The organism is Streptomyces sp. WAC07094 (genome assembly GCF_036320405.1).
GTDB lineage: Bacteria > Actinomycetota > Actinomycetes > Streptomycetales > Streptomycetaceae > Streptomyces > Streptomyces lannensis.
Genome location: NZ_JAVMJZ010000001.1, coordinates 5,436,673 through 5,455,507, shown reverse-complemented (window position 1 = coordinate 5,455,507; position 18,835 = coordinate 5,436,673). Strand labels below are relative to the sequence as shown.

Genomic DNA, 18,835 nt, shown 5'->3' with positions numbered 1-18,835 from the left:
GCCGTCCCGTTCAGAGCGGTTCGGACAGGGGCGGCTCGGGCAGCGACGGCCTGATCGGCTCCGTATGAACCCGGTCGAGGAGCGCGCCGTACGACGCGATCATGCGCGTACGGCTGAAGCGCTCGCGACTGCGGGCGAGAACGGGCTCGAGGCCGGGCCGGGCGGCGACCGCGTCGCTCCAGGCCCGCGCGATCGCGACGGGGTCCGGCGGGGTGACAAAACCGTGCCCGGCCACGATCGCCGCGCTGTCGCCCACATCGGTGGACACCGGGACGGCACCGCACATCATGCCCTCGATCAGGCACAGCGGGGCCGCCTCGCCCCAGGCGGAGGTCAGCGCCACCACGTCGGCGGCCGCGTAGAGGCTCTCCATGTCGCGCCGCACCCCGAGCCGGTGCAGCCGCCCGGTGAGCCGCAGGTCGTCCCCGAACGCGGTGCCGATGTCGGCGCACAGCCCGGGCTGGTCCTCGGTCATGCCGGCGCCGCACATCAGCACGTGCCCGTCGGGCTCGTGCCGCAGCCACTCCCGGGCGGCGCGCAGGAACAGCGGGACGTTCTTCATCGCGTCGTACCGGGCCGCGAACACGACGACCGGAGCGGTGTCCGGGATGCCGAGCGCGGCCCGCAGCTGGACCCGGCGGGCCGGGTCGGGCCGGAAGCGGAGCAGGTCGACGCCGTTGGGGATGACGTGCAGCAGCTCGGCCGGGACACCGGCGGCCTCGTAGGCGGCCCGGGTCGACTCGGCGCAGCAGACGCAGGCCGCCACGGTTCCGTCGGCGATGGCCGCCTTCAGTTCGCCGAGCGCGGCGCCCTGGTTCTCCGGATCCGAGCGGTGCAGCCCGACCACCACCGGCCGGCGCGGCAGACCCGCCTGGTTGAGCAGACCGAGCGGCTGCTCCTTGAGCGACAGGATGACATCGGCGCCGGCCATCGCCCTCGCCGTCGTCGCCAGCTCCGGACCGGTGAACCGGGTGGGATCGGACGCGAGGGCGCCGGGCAGACCGAACGTGCGGCCGAGGGTGCCGACCTCCACGCCGGCCGCGGTGAGCGACCGGTAGGAGGCGTCGTCCTCCATCCGCTGCCGGGTGGCCTCACGGAGCACTTCCCCGTGGACGCTCAGCACACTGTGATGCTGACCGCCTTCCTGCAGACCCAGGACGACATCGGTGTGGAGGATCCGGGCGCCACCGGAGAAGAAGCCCTCGTAGACCGAGAGCACGCGCAGACCGTGCCTCGTCAGCACACGACCACCCGCCTTGCACAACTATCGAACCATCCCCGTGAACAGCGGGTTGTCCGATATGAGGCGGCATAGATGTTTCAGACAAATGAACGGCGCGTCTCATGTCCGGGTCGGATCGATTTACACCGGAATCCCGGGGTCGGGGAATGCGCTGGTCCCGCCGGTATTCCCGGTGTGACCGTGATCGGGAATCGAGCGCTCGGCCCCGCCGGCCGCTCGACAGGCGCCGGTGCCCTGCCGTGGGGCAGGCGGGGCCGGTCCCGACCCGGGAGGACCGGCCCCGGGGTGCCTCAGCCCCTGCAGTACTCCGCCTCGAGCACCGCGTCGCCGTCCCCCGACCAGTCCCCGTTGAAGTTGAAGGCGAGGGAGTGGCGGCCGTCCTGCGTGGTGCCCGCCGAGGACGACGAGCCCTGGATGCCTCCGTCGTGGCCCCAGACGTGCACTCCGCAGCTCAGTCTCCGTTCGATCAGGCCGAGCCCGTAGCCCGCGTCCGGGATGCCCTCGGCCTTGATCGTCGTCTTCATCTCCTTCAGCTGCCGGGGCGGCAGCAGCCCGCCCCTGAGCAGGGCCGAGTAGAAACGGATCAGATCGGCGGAGTCGGAGATCATCTCGCCCGCCGAGGAGGCGAGGGAGGGGTTGAGGGTGGTGACGTCGTACGTCGGGCCGGTCGCCGTCTCGGCCGGCTTGCCGTAGGCACGGCTGCTCGGCCGCGGGACCGTGGCCCTCGTACCGGGGAGCGACGTGGCGTGCAGACCCAGAGGTTCGACGATGCGGGTGCGGATCTCGCGTGCGTAGGAGTGGCCCGTGACCCTCTCGATCACCATCCCGGCCAGCACGTAGTTGGTGTTCGAGTAGTTCCAGCCGGCGCCCGGGGCGAAGTCCGGCTCGTGGGACGTCGCAATGCATACCAGAGCCTCCGGCCGCAGCGTGTCGTAGCGGTGCCGCAGGAAGCCGTCCTTGAGGAAGTACGTACGGCCGAAGGTGTCGTCGGCCGTGTAGTTGTAGATGCCGCTCGTATGGTTCAGAAGCTGCCGGACCGTGATCCGGCGCCCGTCGTGGCCGTGGCCGTGGACCAGACCGCGCAGCCACTTCTCCACGGTGTCGTCGAGCGACAGCCGACCCTCGGCCTCCAGTTGGAGGAGCACCGTCGACACGAACGTCTTGGTGATGCTGCCTACTCGGTAGCGGTCCCGCGCCGAACGCTGCGCCCCCGTGCGCAGGTCGCCGATCCCCGAGACCGCGCTCCACGTGCCGTGTACGTCCCTGGCCGTGGCGGTCGCGCCCGGGACCCCGTCCTTGACGACCGCGTCGATCGCCTGCCGGGTCGCGGTGCGGTCCACCGCTCCCGGAGCGGCGATGGCCGGCGCGGTGAGAGCCACCACCGTCACGGCCGCCGTCACCCCGGCTCCCAGCAGTCCCCTGCGTACGGACATGTCATCCCCCTCGTCACCGACGGGCATCGGTCGGCGGGAGGGACCGCGCCCGGGGGCGGCGAGGTTGCCCGTGGTGCGCGAGTTGAGCGGGTTTCAGCCCTTCTTCAGCACCAGCTCCGTGTTGCGGTCCACCGCGTTGCCCGCCAGGGTCATGTTGGCTCCGGGGGCGTTGTAGGCCAGCTCACGGTAGAGGGCGGCCAGACCCGTCTGGCTGAGGTCCGCGAAATCCGTGCGGTGCGGGGCGGCGGACTCAATGAGCGTCGTGAAGATCGAGAGTGTGCCGTCCTTGTTGTCCACCAGCTCGATGACGCGGGCGAGTTGGGGGTGGTCCACGTGCGAGGCGGTCGAGATCTCCCAGAAGGAGTTGCCGTCGGGCCCGGAGTGCGGCGTGATCACGTTCTTGTGGATATGGCCGTTGACCCAGGCCAGGACATTGGAGTGCCGGCCCAGCAGGGCGACGACCTCCGCGCCGCTGTGCCGCCCCTCGTACGGGCGGGCCGGGTCGGGGTGGGTGTTGTCCATCGACTGGCTGGTGTGGTGGCTGAAGACGACGGCGTGTGCGTCCTTGTTGTCCTGGAGCGTCTTGTCCAGCCACTTCAACTGGGCGGTGCCGATGGAGCCTTCGTAGTGACCGCCCGCGTCCGTGGTGTCGAGGCTGATCCCGATGACGTCGTCGGCGATGCGGAAGGAGTAGTACTGCGTGCCGGCGTCCACGTTCGCCGACGAGTACCCGTGCCCCACCGGGCCGCGACCCGTGTACTGGGGGTCGAGATGGGTCTTGAGGTACTCGGCGGGGGTGTAGGGGGCCCGCTTCTCGTCCGGGGTGACCGAGCGGAGGTCGCGGGCGTGCGCCTTGAGCAGATCGCGGAACCGCAGTCCCATGGGGTCCGTGGCGTTCTTGATCGCCTCCTGGAGCTTCTTCGCCTCGTCGGCGGACAGGCTCATCAGCTTGCTTCCGCCGATCGCGTACTCGGCGAAGTAGGGGTCGCCGTGCGCGTAGCAGCCGAGCGGCAGAGCGTCGTGGTTGCCGACCGTGGAGTACCAGGGCAGGTTCAGGCCGGGGCTGCGCACCTCGCGGATCGCGGCGTCCAGGAACCCCTGGATCTGCGGGAATCCGAGCTGCTTGTCGGCGTCACGCACGGTCGATTCAGGCTGCCAGTACAGCGCGAGCCCGCTGTTCTGCACACCCTCGTAATGGCGGGGGTCGCCGGAGTTGGGAGTGATCCGGCCACCGCTCATGATCTTCATGAACCACTCGAGCTCGGACTTCGCGTTGTTGTCCGTGTTGTCGCCCGTGGTCATCACGAAGTGCAGCGGCGTACCGGTGACGGGTGCCCCGCGCAGCGAGTTGACGCGCTCGACCAGCGAGACGGCACCGGGCACGGTCAGCGCCTCGTGGGGCCGCCAGGCGTGCCTGTCGTTGGAACGCAGGAACTCCAGGCGCAGCGGGTGCTGGCTGTCCATCAGATGCAGATCGGTGAACTGCACGAACGCGGCCAGCGCGGTGCGCCGCTCGGCGCGGCCCGACCGGGGTGCCGCCAGCTCGCCGCGCACGACGCGGCTCCAGCCGGGACCGTCACCGAGGCGGCGGTATCCCGAAGAGGTACGGGGAGCCGCGACACCGGCGAGTGTGGTGCCCGTCGTGTAGGGGGCGAGGGCCGCGGACACCGCCTGCCGGGTGACGGCGGCGGGGCTTTCGCCGGCGGCGGGATGGGCCGAATCGCCGGAGGCCCGGCGAGCCGAGGCTCCGGCGGCGAGGCTGTCCCCGGGGCGCAGCGCGAGTCCGAGGCCCGCCGTGAGGGACACCGCCCCGGCGGCGGCGAGCAGGTTGCGACGATTCAGAGCAGCCGCTGTGGCGACAGAGCGTATGCGCGACATGGCGCGTCTCCCCGAGTGCGAACGCGTCGGCAGTGGTCGCGGGTCGGTCGCAATCGCGAACTTCCCGCTCACTCTGGATCGTTCGCACCGGGGATGACCTGGACGTTAACGAGGCGGCAACGCACAGCGCCGATCGCCGTACGTGGATCTTGGACCGACCGGCGCGTCGGCGACACCTCCCCGACCGGCCGGAAGACCGTCACTCAGCGTTCATCTTCCGGGGTATCCGAAGCTATTCCCCGGGGAATGCGGGCCGGCCCGCGGCGGGGCGCTGCCGCCACAGTGCGAGCCCGGCGTCGACGAGCCCGATGCGTCGCAGCCCGGACACGGCGGTGAGGTCGTGCCAGGCGGCCATGTCCGTGGAGCCTCCGACCTCGTGGCGCAGCTCGCCCGCGATGACGCGGCCCTCGTAGACGAGGCGTACACCGTGGTGGTCGACGGTGCGGCCGAAGTGGCCCCTGAGGCTGCGGCGGATCGAGTCCACCCCGAGCAGTCCGACGAGCTCGACGCGGTAGCCGGTCTCCTCCTCCACTTCCCGCAGGGCCGTGTCGTAGGGGTCCTCGCCGTGCTCCATGCCACCGCCGGGCAGGGTCCACTCGGATGTGCCGTCGGCTCCGGTCATGCGGGCCAGCAGCAAACGGCCGTCACGCACACAGACGGCGTAGGCCGCCACCCTCAAGTTCTTGCGCACCCGGGGACGTTAACCCGCCGGGCCGGAATCGGCAGGCGGGTATTCGGCCGGGGACCGCGCGCCACCTCGGCAACCGCCGCCCCCTCTCCGGCCCGCCCCGGAACGGCGCCGTCCGGCCGCCCGCGGTCACCCGCCGCGGTCGTGTGAAGCCATCCGTCACCATCCGCTCACACACAGCGGCAGAACCCGCGCACTACACGCGTAACAGGGACAGCCGGCTCACAGGAATGTCATGGCCTGCACCGCTAAGTCCCCGATGACGTATGGCGGAATCACGCCATGACTCCATCCCGTCTTGGTCAACTCTCCACAAACATCCATCCCTTGGGTAAACCAGAGCGATCGTCCGGACCCGAAATCCGGACGGCCGCGGTCAGGGCCTGATCACCTTCGGGCTCCGACCGCGCCGTTCTCGTTCCTTTACCTACAAGGGATGCTGATGACCACCGATCCTCACCGCGCCCCGATATCGGGCGCGAGACGCGTGGCCCGCATAGCCGTCGCCACGGGTCTCGTGGCCGCGCTCTCGGCGGCCGGGCCGATACCCCTGGCCTTCTCCGCCGACCATCTGCCCGCCTCCACCGACCCGGCCGCCAAGTCCGCCAGCGCGAAGCTCGGCTCGGACGACGCGGACCTTCTCGCCGAGGCGAAGGCCGACGGCGCCAAGAACGTCACGATGATGATCGCGACCACGCCCGGGCAGACCGAGCAGGTCACCGAGAAGCTGGACGCGGTGAGCGGCGCCTCCGTGGGCCGCACGTACGACAAGCTCGGCTACGTCCGCGCCACCGTGCCGACGGGCCGGGCCGACTCGGCCATCGCCACCGCCGAGAAGCTGTCCTCCGTGCACGCCATCGACCTGCGGCAGGAGATCGCGCTCGACGACCCGACGCCGAGCGCGGACATGGCCGAGGGGGCGGCCGTCAGCGGCACGGGCGGGGCCGGCCACTCCGGTCCCGACCGGCACACCCCCGCCAGGAACCCCTACAACCCGTCGTTCGAGACCGGTGCCGTCGACTTCGTCCGGGACCACCCGAAGGCGGACGGCCGGGGCATCACCATCGGCGTCCTCGACTCGGGCGTGGACCTCGGACATCCGGCACTGCAGAAGACCACCACCGGCGAGCGGAAGATCGTCGACTGGGTGACCGCGACCGACCCCATCGTCGACAACGACGCGACCTGGCGTCCGATGGTCACCGCGGTCTCCGGTCCCACCTTCACCTACAACGGCCAGACCTGGACGGCGCCGTCGGGCTCGTACGGGATCAGCACCTTCAAGGAGTCGTACACCACCGGCGGCGACGCGGCGGGCGACGCGAACCGCGACGGCGACACCACCGACTCCTGGGGTGTCCTCTACGACGCCGCGGCCGGCACGGTCCGCGTCGACCTCAACAACAACGGCGACTTCACCGACGACCAGCCGATGAAGCCGTACAAGGACGGCTACCAGATCGGCTACTTCGGCACCGACGACCCGAAGACCGACGTCGTCGAGCGCCAGCCGTTCGTCGTGCAGATCCGCAAGGACGTGCCGATGGACCCCTACGGCGGGACGTGGGTCGGCAAGAAGGCCGACTTCGTCAACATCGGCGTCATCCAGTCCGAGCACGGCACGCACGTCGCCGGCATCACCGCGGCGAACGGCCTGTTCGGCGGCAGGATGAACGGCGCTGCCCCGGGCGCGAAGATCGTCTCCTCCCGCGCCTGCACCTGGACCGGTGGCTGCACCAACGTCGCGCTCACCGAGGGCATGATGGACCTCGTCGTCAACCGCGGCGTCGACATCGTCAACATGTCGATCGGCGGCCTCCCGGCGCTGAACGACGGCAACAACGCGCGCGCCCTGCTGTACACCCGGCTCATCGACACCTACGGCGTCCAGCTGGTGATCTCCGCGGGCAACGAGGGCCCCGGCGCCAACACCATCGGCGACCCCGGCCTCGCGGACAAGGTGATCTCGGTCGGCGCGGCCATCTCCAAGGAGACCTGGGCCGCCGACTACGGCTCGCGGGTGGAGAAGGACTACGCGCTGATGCCCTTCTCCTCGCGCGGTCCGCGCGAGGACGGCGGCTTCACGCCGGCACTCGTCGCGCCCGGTGCCGCGATCAACAGCACCCAGACCTGGCTGCCGGGCGCCCCGGTCCCCGAGGCGGGTTACTCGCTGCCGGCCGGCTACTCGATGCTCCAGGGCACCTCGATGGCGTCCCCGCAGGCCGCGGGCGCCTCGGCGCTGCTGCTGTCGGCCGCCGAGCAGAAGGGCATCGACCTGACGCCCGCGAAGCTGCGCACGGCCCTCACCTCGACCGCCCACCACATCAAGGGTGTGCAGGCCTACGAGGAGGGCGCGGGCCGTATCGACATCGAGGACGCCTGGGACGCCGTCGAGGACGGCGCCACCGCCCACGACTACACGGTCAAGGCCCCGGTCGACACCGCGATCGACTTCGCCCTGAAGACCCCGGGCTTCGGCACCGGCCTGTACGACCGCGAGGGCGGACTCAAGGCCGGCGAGCGGAAGACGTACGAGATCACCGTCACCCGTACGTCCGGCCCGGACCGCGCGGTGCGCCACGAGCTGCACTTCGCCAACAACTACGACGACACCTTCAGGATCCTCGGCTCCGACGAGGTGAACCTGCCGCTCGGCCGGCCGGTGACCGTCAAGGTCCAGGCCTCGCCGCGGTCGGCCGGCATCAACAGCGCGATCCTGGAGGTCGACGACCCGAGGACCGAGGGGCTCGACGAGCAGATCCTGACGACGGTCGTGGTGTCGACCCCGGTCAAGTACACGTACTCGGCCTCGGGTTCGGTGCAGCGCAACAGCACCCGCTCGTACTTCCTGACCGTGCCGGAGGGCGCGAAGTCGCTGGAGGTCGCGATCGGCGGGCTGAAGGACAAGAGCCAGACCCGGTTCATCGCGATCCACCCGTACGGCGTTCCGGTCGACGACACGTCCACCCCGGTCTGCTACAACAACTACCTCGACGGCAACGGCTGCAAGCCCGACGTCCGCTCGTACGCCGCCCCGCAGGCCGGTGTCTGGGAGATCGAGGTCGAGTCGCGCCGTACGTCGCCGCTGCTCGACAACCCCTACAAGCTGGACGTCACCGTGCTCGGCGCGGCCTTCGACCCGGAGACCGTGACCGTGCCCGAGGCCAAGGTCGGCTCCCCGGCCGCCGTCTCCTGGAAGGTGACCAACAAGTACGCGGCCCTCTCCGGTGGTCTCAAGGGCGGCCCGCTCGGCTCCTCGAAGTCGGAGCGGCCGACCATCAAGGGCGGCGAGACGCAGACCGGTACGGTCGAGGTGCCCGCGGGCGCCACATCGCTGGACGTCGCCATCGGCAACGTCTCCGACACCGCCGCCGACCTGGACCTGACGGTCTACGACGCGAGCGGCAATCAGGTCGCGCAGTCCGCGGACGGCGACTCCGAGGAGTCGGTGCACATCCCCTCGCCGGCCGCCGGCACGTACACCGTCGAGATCGTGGGCTACTCGGTCCCGTCCGGCTCGACGGCGTACGACTACCGTGATGTGTTCTTCTCCCCCGCTCTCGGCCAGGTGACGGTCGACGAGTCCGCCCCGGTCAAGCTCGGCACGGGTGGCTCCGCGACGGTGTCCGGCACGGTCACGGCGACCGCGGCGGCTCCCGAGGGCCGGGAGTTCTTCGGCCAGGTCCGTCTCGTCAACGCGCGCGGGACCACCGCGGGCCTGGGCAGTGTGAAGATCGAGAAGGTCACTCCGTAGCGATCGCGGCCATGGGGGCGGGCGTCCGTGACGGGCGCCCGCCCTTCGCCGTCCCGGGTGGTTGTCCGGCCCCGCGCGGTCGGCACCGCCCGTCCGGCTCAGGTCGACCCGTCCGAGGGACATGCGGTGTGACGGGAGCCGGGCAGGGCCTTGAGGATCCACGCCCGGTTCGCGGCCACGCGGTCCTCGCCCACGGCCCACCGGCTCGCGTCGTCGGTGCCCCGCCCCACCTCGACCAGCACATGCTGACCCCGGCGCGGCCCCGGATGCGCATCCTCGGCGAGGAGGAAGGCGACCTGTGCCGGGCCCCGGTCGGGCTTGTACCGGCGGGTGACGGTCAGCACGATCCGGCTGCCCTGCCCGTCCTTCGGCTCCACCCGGGCCACGGTCCCCTCGACGACGAGCCGGTCGCAGGCCAGGGCCAGTTCCGGATCGGACGGCGGGGGCCCGTCGCCCGACCGCCGGTCCGCCTCACCGGGGCCGCCCTTGGCGTCCGCCGCGCCGGCACTCTTGGCGGCCTGGGAGTCGCTGCCGCTGTTCTCCGTGACGAGCCGGGCCAGCCCGGCGATGGCCGACAGGGCCACCACGGCCGCCAGGGACCCGAGGGCGATGCGCAGGGCCCGACCGCGGCGCACGGGCCTCGCGGGCCGCGGGGCGCGCGGACGGCTCCGGGCCGTCACCGGGGCCGTCACCGGGGACGGAGCCCCGGCCGGCGGAGCCGCCAGCACGTCCCCGATGGCCGACAGTTGCTCGCGCAGCAGCGCCACGTCGGCCGCCGCCGCCCGGTGCCCGGCCATGAACTCGGCGTCGGCCCGTGCGGCCTCCGGCAGCGGCTCGCCGGTGATCGCGGCCATCAGCGCATCGGCGCCGTCGTACTCGGCGGCCACGTCACACCACCTCGTCCTCGTGCAGACGGTCGCGCAGCGCGCGCACCGCCGAGTGGAGCCTGCTCTTGACCGTGCCCTCGGGGATGCCGAGTTCATCGGCGATCCCCCGGACGGGCAGGTCGGCGTAGAAGCGCAGGACGAGGACCTGGCGGTGGGCGTCCGGCAACTCGTCCAGGCCCTGGGCCACGGCGAGCTGGAGGAGGCGGGAGTCCTCGCCCGAAGCGTGCTCCGGCTCCCGGAGGGAGGCCAGCCGTTCGCCCAGGCGTTCCTGGCGGCGCTTGGCACGGTGCCAGTCCATCGCCAGGTTCGAGGCGACGACGGCGACCCACGCGGACACGTCCCGCGGCGCCTCGCGCCCGCTCGCGGCCCGTTCCAGCAGCCGCAGGCGGACCTGCTGCACCCCGTCCGGCAGGTCCGCCTGCGGCACCCCGCCGAGTGCGAGCACCGCCCTCACCCGACGTTCCTGGGCCGCGTCCAGGGGGTCGTCCACCGCGTGGTCGGCCCCCCGCCCGCGGCGGGCGTTTCTGCGCAGCACAGCCACCCCTCCCCTTGCGCGTTTCCTCTACGACGCCGCGGCGGCGGGAAACGTTCGGCTCTGTCGTGCGAGTCGTCGCAGAGGCGTACGTCACACCTTGTGTGCGCCCGGGGCCCGCGGGCAGGCACGGGACAGCAGAGCTTGCGGCGGATGGTGCCCGCCGGACGAATTTCTCCAGCTCAGTGCGGGTGGACACCGAATGTCCGCAACCGCCGTCCGGGCTGTCGCGTCCCACACCGCGGGCGTACGGCGCAAAGAATTGGACAGGCGGCCCGGGGTCGGCCGCATGATGGAAAAGCCTCGGCCGAGCAACACACACGTAAAGACACGCAGAGGGAGTCACCGTGAGGGTCGGAATCGTCGGAGCCACCGGGCAGGTCGGCACGGTCATGCGCAGGATCCTCACCGAGCGGAACTTCCCGGTCACGGAGCTGCGCCTGTTCGCCTCGGCGCGTTCGGCAGGGACGATTCTCGACGGGGTGACGGTGGAGGACGCGGCGACCGCCGACTACACCGGTCTGGACATCGTGCTGTTCTCCGCGGGTGGTGCGACCTCCAGGGCGCTGGCCGAGAAGGTCGCCTCGCAGGGCGCCGTGGTGATCGACAACTCCTCCGCGTGGCGCCGGGACCCGGACGTGCCCCTGGTGGTCTCCGAGGTGAACCCGCACGCGGTCGTGAACCGCCCGAAGGGCATCATCGCCAACCCGAACTGCACCACGATGGCCGCGATGCCGGTGCTGAAGCCGCTGCACGACGAGGCGGGCCTCGAGGCACTGGTCGCCACCACCTATCAGGCGGTGTCCGGTTCAGGCCTCGCGGGCGTCGCGGAGCTGCACAACCAGGCCCAGAAGGTGGTCGCGGACGCCGACAGGCTGACGCACGACGGCGCGGCGGTCGACTTCCCCGAGCCGCAGGTCTACAAGCGCCCGATCGCCTTCAACGTGGTCCCCTTCGCGGGCAATCTCGTGGACGACGGGCTGAACGAGACGGACGAGGAGCAGAAGCTCCGCAACGAGTCCCGCAAGATCCTCGAGATCCCCGGTCTGAAGGTCTCCGGCACCTGCGTGCGCGTCCCGGTCTTCTCCGGCCACTCCCTCCAGGTCAACGCCCGCTTCACGCGTCCGCTGTCCGTGGAGCGTGCGACTGAGCTGCTGGCCGGCGCCCCCGGTGTCGTCCTCTCCGACATCCCGACCCCGCTCGAGGCAGCCGGACAGGACCCGTCGTACGTGGGCCGCGTCCGCACGGACGAGACCGTGGAGAACGGCCTCGCCCTGTTCGTCTCCAGCGACAACCTGCGCAAGGGCGCGGCCCTGAACGCCGTGCAGATCGCGGAGCTGGTGGCGGCCGAGCTCAACCGGTAGGAGACGCCGCGCTGGGGCGCCCACCACTTCGGTGGGCGCCCCCGCGCCGTGCTCACCTGCCCCTGCGGACCTCGTACAGGAAGCACCCGTACTCCACCGCCCGTACATGGACGAGCGCCACGTCCGGATCCGCGAACGCCTCCTCGATCGCCGGCCCGACGCCGTCCTCGACCAGGCGGCCGCCGAGGATACGGCCGTCCCGCCCATAGCGGCGGACCGTGCGGTGGGCGCCCCTGAACGGATACCCGTCGAGGTCGGGGCCTTCGCACGGGTCCGCGTGGAGGAACACCGGTCCCTGTTCGTCGTAGGCCCCGGGATCCACGCCCGTCTCCCCCGCCCAGCGCCGCAGGGGTGCGTACGAGACCAGAGCGATCCGCTCGCCCGGCGTGCTGCGGCGCAGACAGCAGCGCAGCGGGGCGCCGCCCTCCTCGTCCACGAAGGGGTCCATGGGGCGGCCCGCGTCGTCCGAGGTGCGCAGTTCCTTCAGGGTCACCGGGCCGATCGGCCGTGCCGTGTACGTCGTCATGGCTCCAGGCTCCCGTCCGTCCGGCCCGTCCACCGGCGGCAAACGGACATCGCGTTCCCCGGCCGGGCCCTGCCGGGGGCCGAGCGGGCCCCGGTCATCGCCCGAGACGCAGGTGACATGGAAGGATGGCGCAACCCACACATAACGAGGAGATGACCGCGTGCCTGGCACAAACCTGACTCGCGAAGAGGCGCGGCAGCGGGCGAAGCTGCTCACCGTTGACTCGTACGAGATCGATCTCGACCTCTCCGGCGCGCAGGAGGGCGGCACCTACCGGTCCGTGACCACGGTGCGCTTCGACTCCACCGAGAACGGCGCGGAGTCCTTCATCGACCTGGTGGCACCGAGCGTCCACGAGGTCACTCTGAACGGCGACGCCCTCGACCCCGCCGAGGTCTTCAAGGACTCCAGGATCGCGCTGCCCGGCCTTCTGGAGGGCCGCAACGTGCTCCGCGTGGTCGCCGACTGCGCGTACACCAACACCGGTGAGGGTCTGCACCGCTTCGTCGACCCGGTGGACGACCAGGCCTATCTGTACACCCAGTTCGAGGTGCCGGACGCCCGCCGCGTCTTCGCGTCCTTCGAGCAGCCGGACCTCAAGGCGACCTTCCAGTTCACGGTGAAGGCGCCCGGCGGCTGGACCGTCATCTCCAACTCGCCCACGCCCGAGCCCAAGGACGACGTCTGGGCCTTCGAGCCGACGCCGCGCATCTCGAGCTACATCACCGCGCTGATCGTGGGCCCGTACCACTCCGTGCACAGCGTGTACGAGAAGGACGGCCGGAGTGTCCCGCTCGGCGTGTACTGCCGGCCCTCCCTCGCCGAGTTCCTCGACTCGGACGCGATCTTCGACGTGACCCGCCAGGGCTTCGACTGGTTCCAGGAGAAGTTCGACTACGCGTACCCCTTCAAGAAGTACGACCAGCTCTTCGTGCCGGAGTTCAACGCGGGCGCGATGGAGAACGCCGGTGCGGTCACGATCCGCGACCAGTACGTCTTCCGGTCCAAGGTGACGGACGCCGCGTACGAGGTGCGGGCGGAGACCATCCTGCACGAGCTGGCCCACATGTGGTTCGGCGACCTCGTGACCATGGAGTGGTGGAACGACCTGTGGCTGAACGAGTCGTTCGCCACCTACACGTCCATCGCCTGCCAGGCGCACCACCCCGGGTCCCGCTGGCCGCACTCCTGGACCACGTTCGCCAACTCCATGAAGACGTGGGCGTACCGGCAGGACCAGCTGCCGTCGACGCACCCGATCATGGCCGAGATCAACGACCTGGACGATGTGCTCGTCAACTTCGACGGCATCACGTACGCCAAGGGCGCCTCGGTCCTCAAGCAGCTCGTCGCCTATGTCGGCATGGACGAGTTCTTCCGTGGCGTGCAGGCGTACTTCAAGCAGCACGCCTACGGCAACACGCGCCTGTCCGACCTGCTGGGCGCCCTGGAGGAGACCTCCGGCCGCGACCTGAAGACCTGGTCGGGGAAGTGGCTGGAGACCGCGGGCATCAACGTCCTCCGCCCGGAGATCGAGACCGACGGGAACGGCGTCATCACCTCCTTCGCCATCCGCCAGGAGGCCCCGGCCCTCCCGGCCGGCGCGAAGGGCGAGCCCACCCTGCGTCCGCACCGCATCGCCGTCGGCCTGTACGACCTGGACGCCGACAGCGGCAAGCTGCTGCGCGCCGAGGACGGCCGGATCGAGCTGGACGTCGACGGCGAGCTCACCGCCGTGCCGCAGCTGACCGGCCGGCGCCGTCCGGACGTCATCCTGCTCAACGACGACGATCTGTCGTACGCCAAGGTCCGTCTGGACGAGCAGTCCCTCGCCTTCGTCACCGAGCACCTGGGCGACTTCGACTCGTCGCTGCCGCGCGCCCTGTGCTGGGCCTCGGCCTGGGACATGACACGGGACGCGGAGCTGGCGACCCGCGACTACCTGTCCCTGGTCCTGTCCGGCATCGGCAAGGAGTCCGACATCGGTGTCGTGCAGTCGCTGCACCGCCAGGTGAAGCTGGCCGTCGACCTGTACGCGGACCCGTCCACGCGGGAGGCGCTGCTGACCCGCTGGACGGACGCGACCCTGGCCCATCTGCGCTCGGCCGAGCCGGGCAGCGACCATCAGCTGGCGTGGGCCCGCGCCTTCGCGGCCACGGCCCGCACGCCGGAGCAGCTGGACCTGCTGGAGGCGCTGCTCGACGGCTCGCAGACCGTGGAGGGCCTTGTCGTCGACACCGAGCTGCGCTGGGCGTTCGTGCAACGGCTCGCGGCCGTCGGCCGCTTCGACGAGACCGAGATCGCGGGAGAGCTGGAGCGGGACAGGACCGCCGCCGGTGAGCGGCACGCGGCGATCGCGCGGGCGGCGCGCCCCACGCCGGAGGCCAAGGCGGAGGCCTGGGCTTCGGTCGTCGAGTCCGACAAGCTGCCCAACGCCGTGCAGGAGGCGGTGATCACGGGCTTCGTCCAGACCGACCAGCGCGAACTGCTCGCCCCCTACACGGAGAAGTACTTCGAGGTGGTCAAGGACATCTGGGACTCCCGCTCCCACGAGATGGCCCAGCAGATCGTGGTCGGGCTCTACCCGTCGATCCAGGTTTCCGCCGAGACGTCGGCGAAGGCGGACTCCTGGCTGGCCACGGCCGAGCCGTCCCCGGCGCTGCGTCGCCTGATCATGGAATCGAGCGCCGGCGTCGAACGCGCGCTGAAGGCACAGGCCGCGGACGCGGCCGCCGCCTAGTCGTACCCCGAACGCGAAGGGCGCCCGGCCGTGTGCCGGGCGCCCTTCGCGCGCTACGGTGTCGCCCCCGGCCCGCGCTTTGTTCGGCCGTGCACCGGAGCGAAGAGCAGCAGCCGGCTTGACTCCAAGCTGCTTACCGCCAAATCGCTTTCTCCCCTGCGACCTGAACGGAGCGGATACTGGCCCCATGGCCAGGGACAACAACGACGAAGGACACCGGGCGCCCGGGGATCCCGTCGACGCGATCATCGAGCAGTGGGCCACCGAGCGGCCCGACCTCGACACGGCCGCGATGGAGGTCTTCGGGCGCGTCTTCCGGCTCTCACGGGAGATGGGCGACCGGATGGAGAAGGCCTACGGACGGTTCGGGCTCGGGCGCGGCGACTTCGACGTACTGGCGGCCCTGCGCCGTTCCGGTGCGCCGTACACACTCTCCCCGCGCCGGCTCTCGTCGACCCTGATGCTCACCACGGGCGGGATGACCGGCCGCCTCGACAAGCTGGAGCGGGCGGGGCTGGTGCGTCGCTCGCCCGACCCGCACGACCGGCGCGGACTCCAGGTGACCCTCACGGACGAGGGCCTCCGGCTGATCGACGAGGCGGTGGGCGCCGGTCTGGCCGTCCAGACCGAGGCGCTCGGCGCACTGGACCCGCAGCAGGCCGGGCACCTCGCCGACCTCCTGCGCCGATTGCTCGCCGGTACGGTCGGCGCCGGCCCGTCCGACTGACCGCCGCCCGTTCGGCATGTGCGCGGGTCTCCCGTCGAGGAGAACGCGGCCCGGACGGGGGCGTACGGAACGACGGGCGAGCGCACGCCGGAAACCCACGCGGGTTACGTCCGTACGGGTGAAAGACATCGAGGGAGTCCGCGCCCCGTACAGGTGCTCGGACTCCCTCGCGGAAGGGGAGGAGGCGGCTGCCCCGCGGGCCCGACCCGGGCACACGGCGCGGCGGGGCGTCAGCCCTGCTTCGCCTGCTTGCGGGTCTTGTCGGTGACCATGACGAGACCGGCGATGATCGCGAACAGCACGATCGGCGCGGCCACGAAGAGCCCCAGCGTCTCCGCCACGCTCAGGCCCGTGCCGGGGTCGTCACCGTCGTCGCGGGTCAGCGCGAGCGCGGGGGACGACATGAGCAGCATCATCAGCGTCGTACCGGCGGCCAGGGCGCCGGCGCGCAGGGCGTTCTTCTTGTCCACGGTGCAAAAGTAGCGAACGCCGGAACGGCCCGCGCGCCCGGGGGTGCGCTACGGCTCACGCCGGCCGTCACCCGGCCCTGCCCCGCAGCACTCCCATCAGCGCGTGCAGCCGCGGTGAGGCCGCCAGATCCTCCAGGGTCACCGGTTGTCCCTCCGCATCCGCTATCGGCAGTCGCCAGTTCGGGTACTCGTCCCAGGTGCCCGGCAGGTTCTGCGGGCGGCGGTCGCCCACCGCGTCCGGAAGCCAGACGCCGATCAACCGGGCCGGGGTGCGCAGCAGAAAGCGATGGACCGCCTGGATCTCCATCTCCTCCGACACCACCGAGACCCCGCCACTCCCTCCCTTCAGCAGTCCGAGCCGGGACAGCAGGGCGAGCCACTCACCGGTGTCGGTGGCCGCGGCGGCCCGCTCCTGGTCGAGCGGGCGGGTCAGCAGACCGAGCCGGTCGCGCAGTTCGACGTGTTCGCCGGTGAGCCGGGCGGCCGTCGAGGGCAGATCGTGGGTGGTGGCGGTGGCCAGGCAGTCCGCGCGCCAGCGCTCGGGCGGCAGCGGTTTCCCGGTGCCCTCCCAGTCGCGCTCGAACCACAGCACGGATGTGCCGAGCACACCGCGCTCGTGCAGCGTCCCCCGCACCCCGGGCTCCACCGTCCCGAGGTCCTCACCGATGACGAGCGACCCGGCCCGCGAGGCCTCCAGCACCAGGACGGCGAGCATGGCCTCGGCGTCGTACCGGACATAGGTCCCCTCCGTGGGCGGCTCCCCCTGCGGTACCCACCACAGCCGGAACAGGCCCATCACATGGTCGATGCGCAGGGCGCCGGCGTGCCGCAGCAGGGCGCGCAGCAGCCGGCGGAAAGGGGCGTAGCCGGACGCCGCCAGACGGTCGGGGCGCCAGGGCGGCAGGCCCCAGTCCTGGCCGCGTGCGTTGAAGGCGTCCGGCGGAGCGCCCACCGACATGCCGGCCGCGAGGTGCTCCTGCTGCGCCCAGGCGTCGGCGCCACCGGGGTGCACGCCGACCGCGAGATCGTGGATCAGGCCGACCGCCATCCCGGCGTCCCTCGCGGTGCGCTGGGCGGTGCCGAGTTGGGCGTCGGTCAGCCAGGCGAGCCGGCTGTGGAAGTCGACGCGCTCCATCAACTCGGTGCGGGCCCGGGCGGTCTCGGGCGAACGCGGATCGCGCAGCCCGGGCGGCCAGGAGTGCCAGTCGGCGCCGTACGCCTCCGCGAGCGCACACCACGTCGCGTAGTCCTCCAGTACCTCGCCCTCCTGGGCGAGGAAGTCCGCGTAGGCGGCGCGCCGTCCGGGTCCGAGCGGCACCGCGTGCACAAGTTCGAGCGCCTCGCGCTTGAGCTCCCACACCGCGTCCCGGTCGATCAACTCGCCCTTGTCCACGACCGATTCACGCAGTCGCGCGGCGCGCTCCAGCAGCGTACGCAGGCGGGTCCGGTCCTCGACGTACGGGAGCTCGGGAACGTCCTCGACACGCAGATGCACGGGGTCGGGGAAGCGGCGGGAGGAGGGGCGGTACGGAGAGGGGTCGGTGGGTACGCCGGGCACGGCCGCGTGCAACGGGTTCACCTGGACGAAGCCGGCGCCGAGGGCCCGTCCGGCCCAGGCCGTCACCTCGGCGAGGTCACCGAGATCTCCCATGCCCCAGGACCTCTGGGACAGCAGGGAGTAGAGCTGGACGAGCAGTCCGTAGGAGCGGGCCGGAGGTACGGGCAGCCGGGCGGGCGCGGCGATCAGATGGGCCCGGGCGGTGCGTCCGTCGGGTGCGGTGACGTGCAGGGCGTGGATCCCGGGCGGAAGTTGCTCGGCCGACGCGCGCGTCTCGCCCTGTTCGGTCTCGACCGTGACGCGGCTGCCGTCCGGTAGTGCGGCGAGCGCCGCGGGCGCGCGTCCGCCCCAGCACACCACGGTCGGCGGCAGCAGGCGTTCACGCAGCTCGGTCTCGCGGGCGGCCAGGGCCTGCCGCACGGCGTCCGGAGTGCCCGCGTCCACGCCGAGCGCGGCCAGAACGGCGGTGACGGCGGTGTCCGACGCCGCGACCGTACGGTCCGCGGACGGGCGGTAGGAGGTGGCGACACCGTGCAGCGCGGCGAGCCGGGCCAGCGGCGTCCCGTCGCGCGCGGGGTCGGCCGACGTCATCTAGTACCCCGTGGGGTCCGCGCCGGCGGCCGAGGGCTCGCTGGTCAGCGGCGTGAGATCGGTGTGGGGCGGTTCACTGGTGAGGGGCTCGGCATCGGGCAGCGGCGGCTCGCTGGTCAGCGGCGCCTCCGCGCAGGCACCCTCGGCGCTGAGCACGCACAGCAGGGCGTCGGCGTCGGCGGACGGCACCGCGTCGGGTTTGTACTGCGCCGGGAGCAAGGGGTGTACCGGTGCGGCCACGGGGGCCTCCTCGTCGTCGTACGACAGATGCGGGTGAGAGCAGCCCTACCCAGTGGGCGCGTTCGCAGACGTACGAGGACGAACAACGTGTGTCTGGTCACATTTCGTTCCCGTGCACGTCCGCCCAAGGGGCAAAACGCGACACATCGACCACTCCCGTCGACACTCTAGTCAGGATGGCGGCGCGTTCGACGTCGCCGGGCG

14 protein-coding genes are annotated in these 18,835 nt (G+C 71.5%); 4 read left to right on the top strand and 10 right to left on the bottom strand.

Going from position 1 to position 18,835, the window contains the following annotated elements; all coding sequences use genetic code 11:
- Positions 1 to 10: 10 nt before the first annotated feature.
- The 4 genes from RCR19_RS24115 to RCR19_RS24100 form a co-directional block, all read right to left on the bottom strand.
- Complete coding sequence (locus RCR19_RS24115) at positions 11 to 1,219, bottom strand: glycosyltransferase (RefSeq protein WP_331269541.1); 1,209 nt, start codon at positions 1,217 to 1,219, stop codon at positions 11 to 13.
- Positions 1,220 to 1,533: 314 nt separating this feature from the next.
- Positions 1,534 to 2,676 carry a serine hydrolase domain-containing protein gene (locus tag RCR19_RS24110; protein WP_331267017.1) on the bottom strand — a complete coding sequence of 381 codons (1,143 nt, stop codon included), beginning with the start codon at positions 2,674 to 2,676 and terminating at the stop codon, positions 1,534 to 1,536.
- A 93-nt stretch (positions 2,677 to 2,769) separates the two neighbouring features.
- Positions 2,770 to 4,554 (bottom strand): TIGR03767 family metallophosphoesterase, encoded by a 1,785-nt coding sequence (locus RCR19_RS24105; RefSeq protein WP_331267016.1) that lies wholly within the window; start codon positions 4,552 to 4,554, stop codon positions 2,770 to 2,772.
- Between the two features lie 232 nt (positions 4,555 to 4,786).
- Complete coding sequence (locus RCR19_RS24100) at positions 4,787 to 5,245, bottom strand: NUDIX hydrolase (protein ID WP_331267015.1); 459 nt, start codon at positions 5,243 to 5,245, stop codon at positions 4,787 to 4,789.
- A 439-nt stretch (positions 5,246 to 5,684) separates the two neighbouring features.
- Between RCR19_RS24100 and RCR19_RS24095 the strand changes: the two genes are divergently transcribed.
- Positions 5,685 to 8,996 carry a S8 family serine peptidase gene (locus tag RCR19_RS24095; RefSeq protein ID WP_331267014.1) on the top strand — a complete coding sequence of 1,104 codons (3,312 nt, stop codon included), beginning with the start codon at positions 5,685 to 5,687 and terminating at the stop codon, positions 8,994 to 8,996.
- Positions 8,997 to 9,094: 98 nt separating this feature from the next.
- On the opposite strand, the gene RCR19_RS24090 is transcribed toward RCR19_RS24095, so the two are convergent.
- Positions 9,095 to 9,883: a hypothetical protein gene (locus tag RCR19_RS24090; protein WP_331267013.1), complete on the bottom strand. Its 789-nt coding sequence runs from the start codon at positions 9,881 to 9,883 to the stop codon at positions 9,095 to 9,097.
- Position 9,884: 1 nt separating this feature from the next.
- Positions 9,885 to 10,424: a sigma-70 family RNA polymerase sigma factor gene (locus tag RCR19_RS24085; protein WP_331267012.1), complete on the bottom strand. Its 540-nt coding sequence runs from the start codon at positions 10,422 to 10,424 to the stop codon at positions 9,885 to 9,887.
- A gap of 338 nt (positions 10,425 to 10,762) precedes the next feature.
- Between RCR19_RS24085 and RCR19_RS24080 the strand changes: the two genes are divergently transcribed.
- Positions 10,763 to 11,779 carry an aspartate-semialdehyde dehydrogenase gene (locus RCR19_RS24080; protein ID WP_331267011.1) on the top strand — a complete coding sequence of 339 codons (1,017 nt, stop codon included), beginning with the start codon at positions 10,763 to 10,765 and terminating at the stop codon, positions 11,777 to 11,779.
- A 52-nt stretch (positions 11,780 to 11,831) separates the two neighbouring features.
- On the opposite strand, the gene RCR19_RS24075 is transcribed toward RCR19_RS24080, so the two are convergent.
- Positions 11,832 to 12,305, bottom strand: coding sequence for a DUF1203 domain-containing protein (locus tag RCR19_RS24075; protein WP_331267010.1), 474 nt, complete (start codon positions 12,303 to 12,305; stop codon positions 11,832 to 11,834).
- Positions 12,306 to 12,465: 160 nt separating this feature from the next.
- On the opposite strand from RCR19_RS24075, the gene pepN reads away from it, so the two are divergent.
- A complete protein-coding gene (gene pepN / locus RCR19_RS24070; protein ID WP_331267009.1) occupies positions 12,466 to 15,045 on the top strand; it encodes an aminopeptidase N in 2,580 nt (859 codons plus the stop codon).
- 187 nt (positions 15,046 to 15,232) lie between these two features.
- On the top strand, positions 15,233 to 15,772 hold the full coding sequence (locus RCR19_RS24065; RefSeq protein WP_331267008.1) for a MarR family transcriptional regulator: 540 nt from the start codon (positions 15,233 to 15,235) through the stop codon (positions 15,770 to 15,772).
- Between the two features lie 230 nt (positions 15,773 to 16,002).
- On the opposite strand, the gene RCR19_RS24060 is transcribed toward RCR19_RS24065, so the two are convergent.
- The 3 genes from RCR19_RS24060 to RCR19_RS24050 all read right to left on the bottom strand — a co-directional run bounded on the left by RCR19_RS24060 (position 16,003) and on the right by RCR19_RS24050 (position 18,631).
- Complete coding sequence (locus RCR19_RS24060; RefSeq protein WP_059130919.1) at positions 16,003 to 16,242, bottom strand: hypothetical protein; 240 nt, start codon at positions 16,240 to 16,242, stop codon at positions 16,003 to 16,005.
- Positions 16,243 to 16,309: 67 nt separating this feature from the next.
- Entirely contained in the window at positions 16,310 to 18,391 is a 2,082-nt protein-coding gene (gene malQ, locus RCR19_RS24055; RefSeq protein WP_331267007.1) for a 4-alpha-glucanotransferase, read from the bottom strand.
- Entirely contained in the window at positions 18,392 to 18,631 is a 240-nt protein-coding gene (locus RCR19_RS24050) for a hypothetical protein (RefSeq protein ID WP_107116734.1), read from the bottom strand.
- Between the last annotated feature and the right edge of the window lie 204 nt (positions 18,632 to 18,835).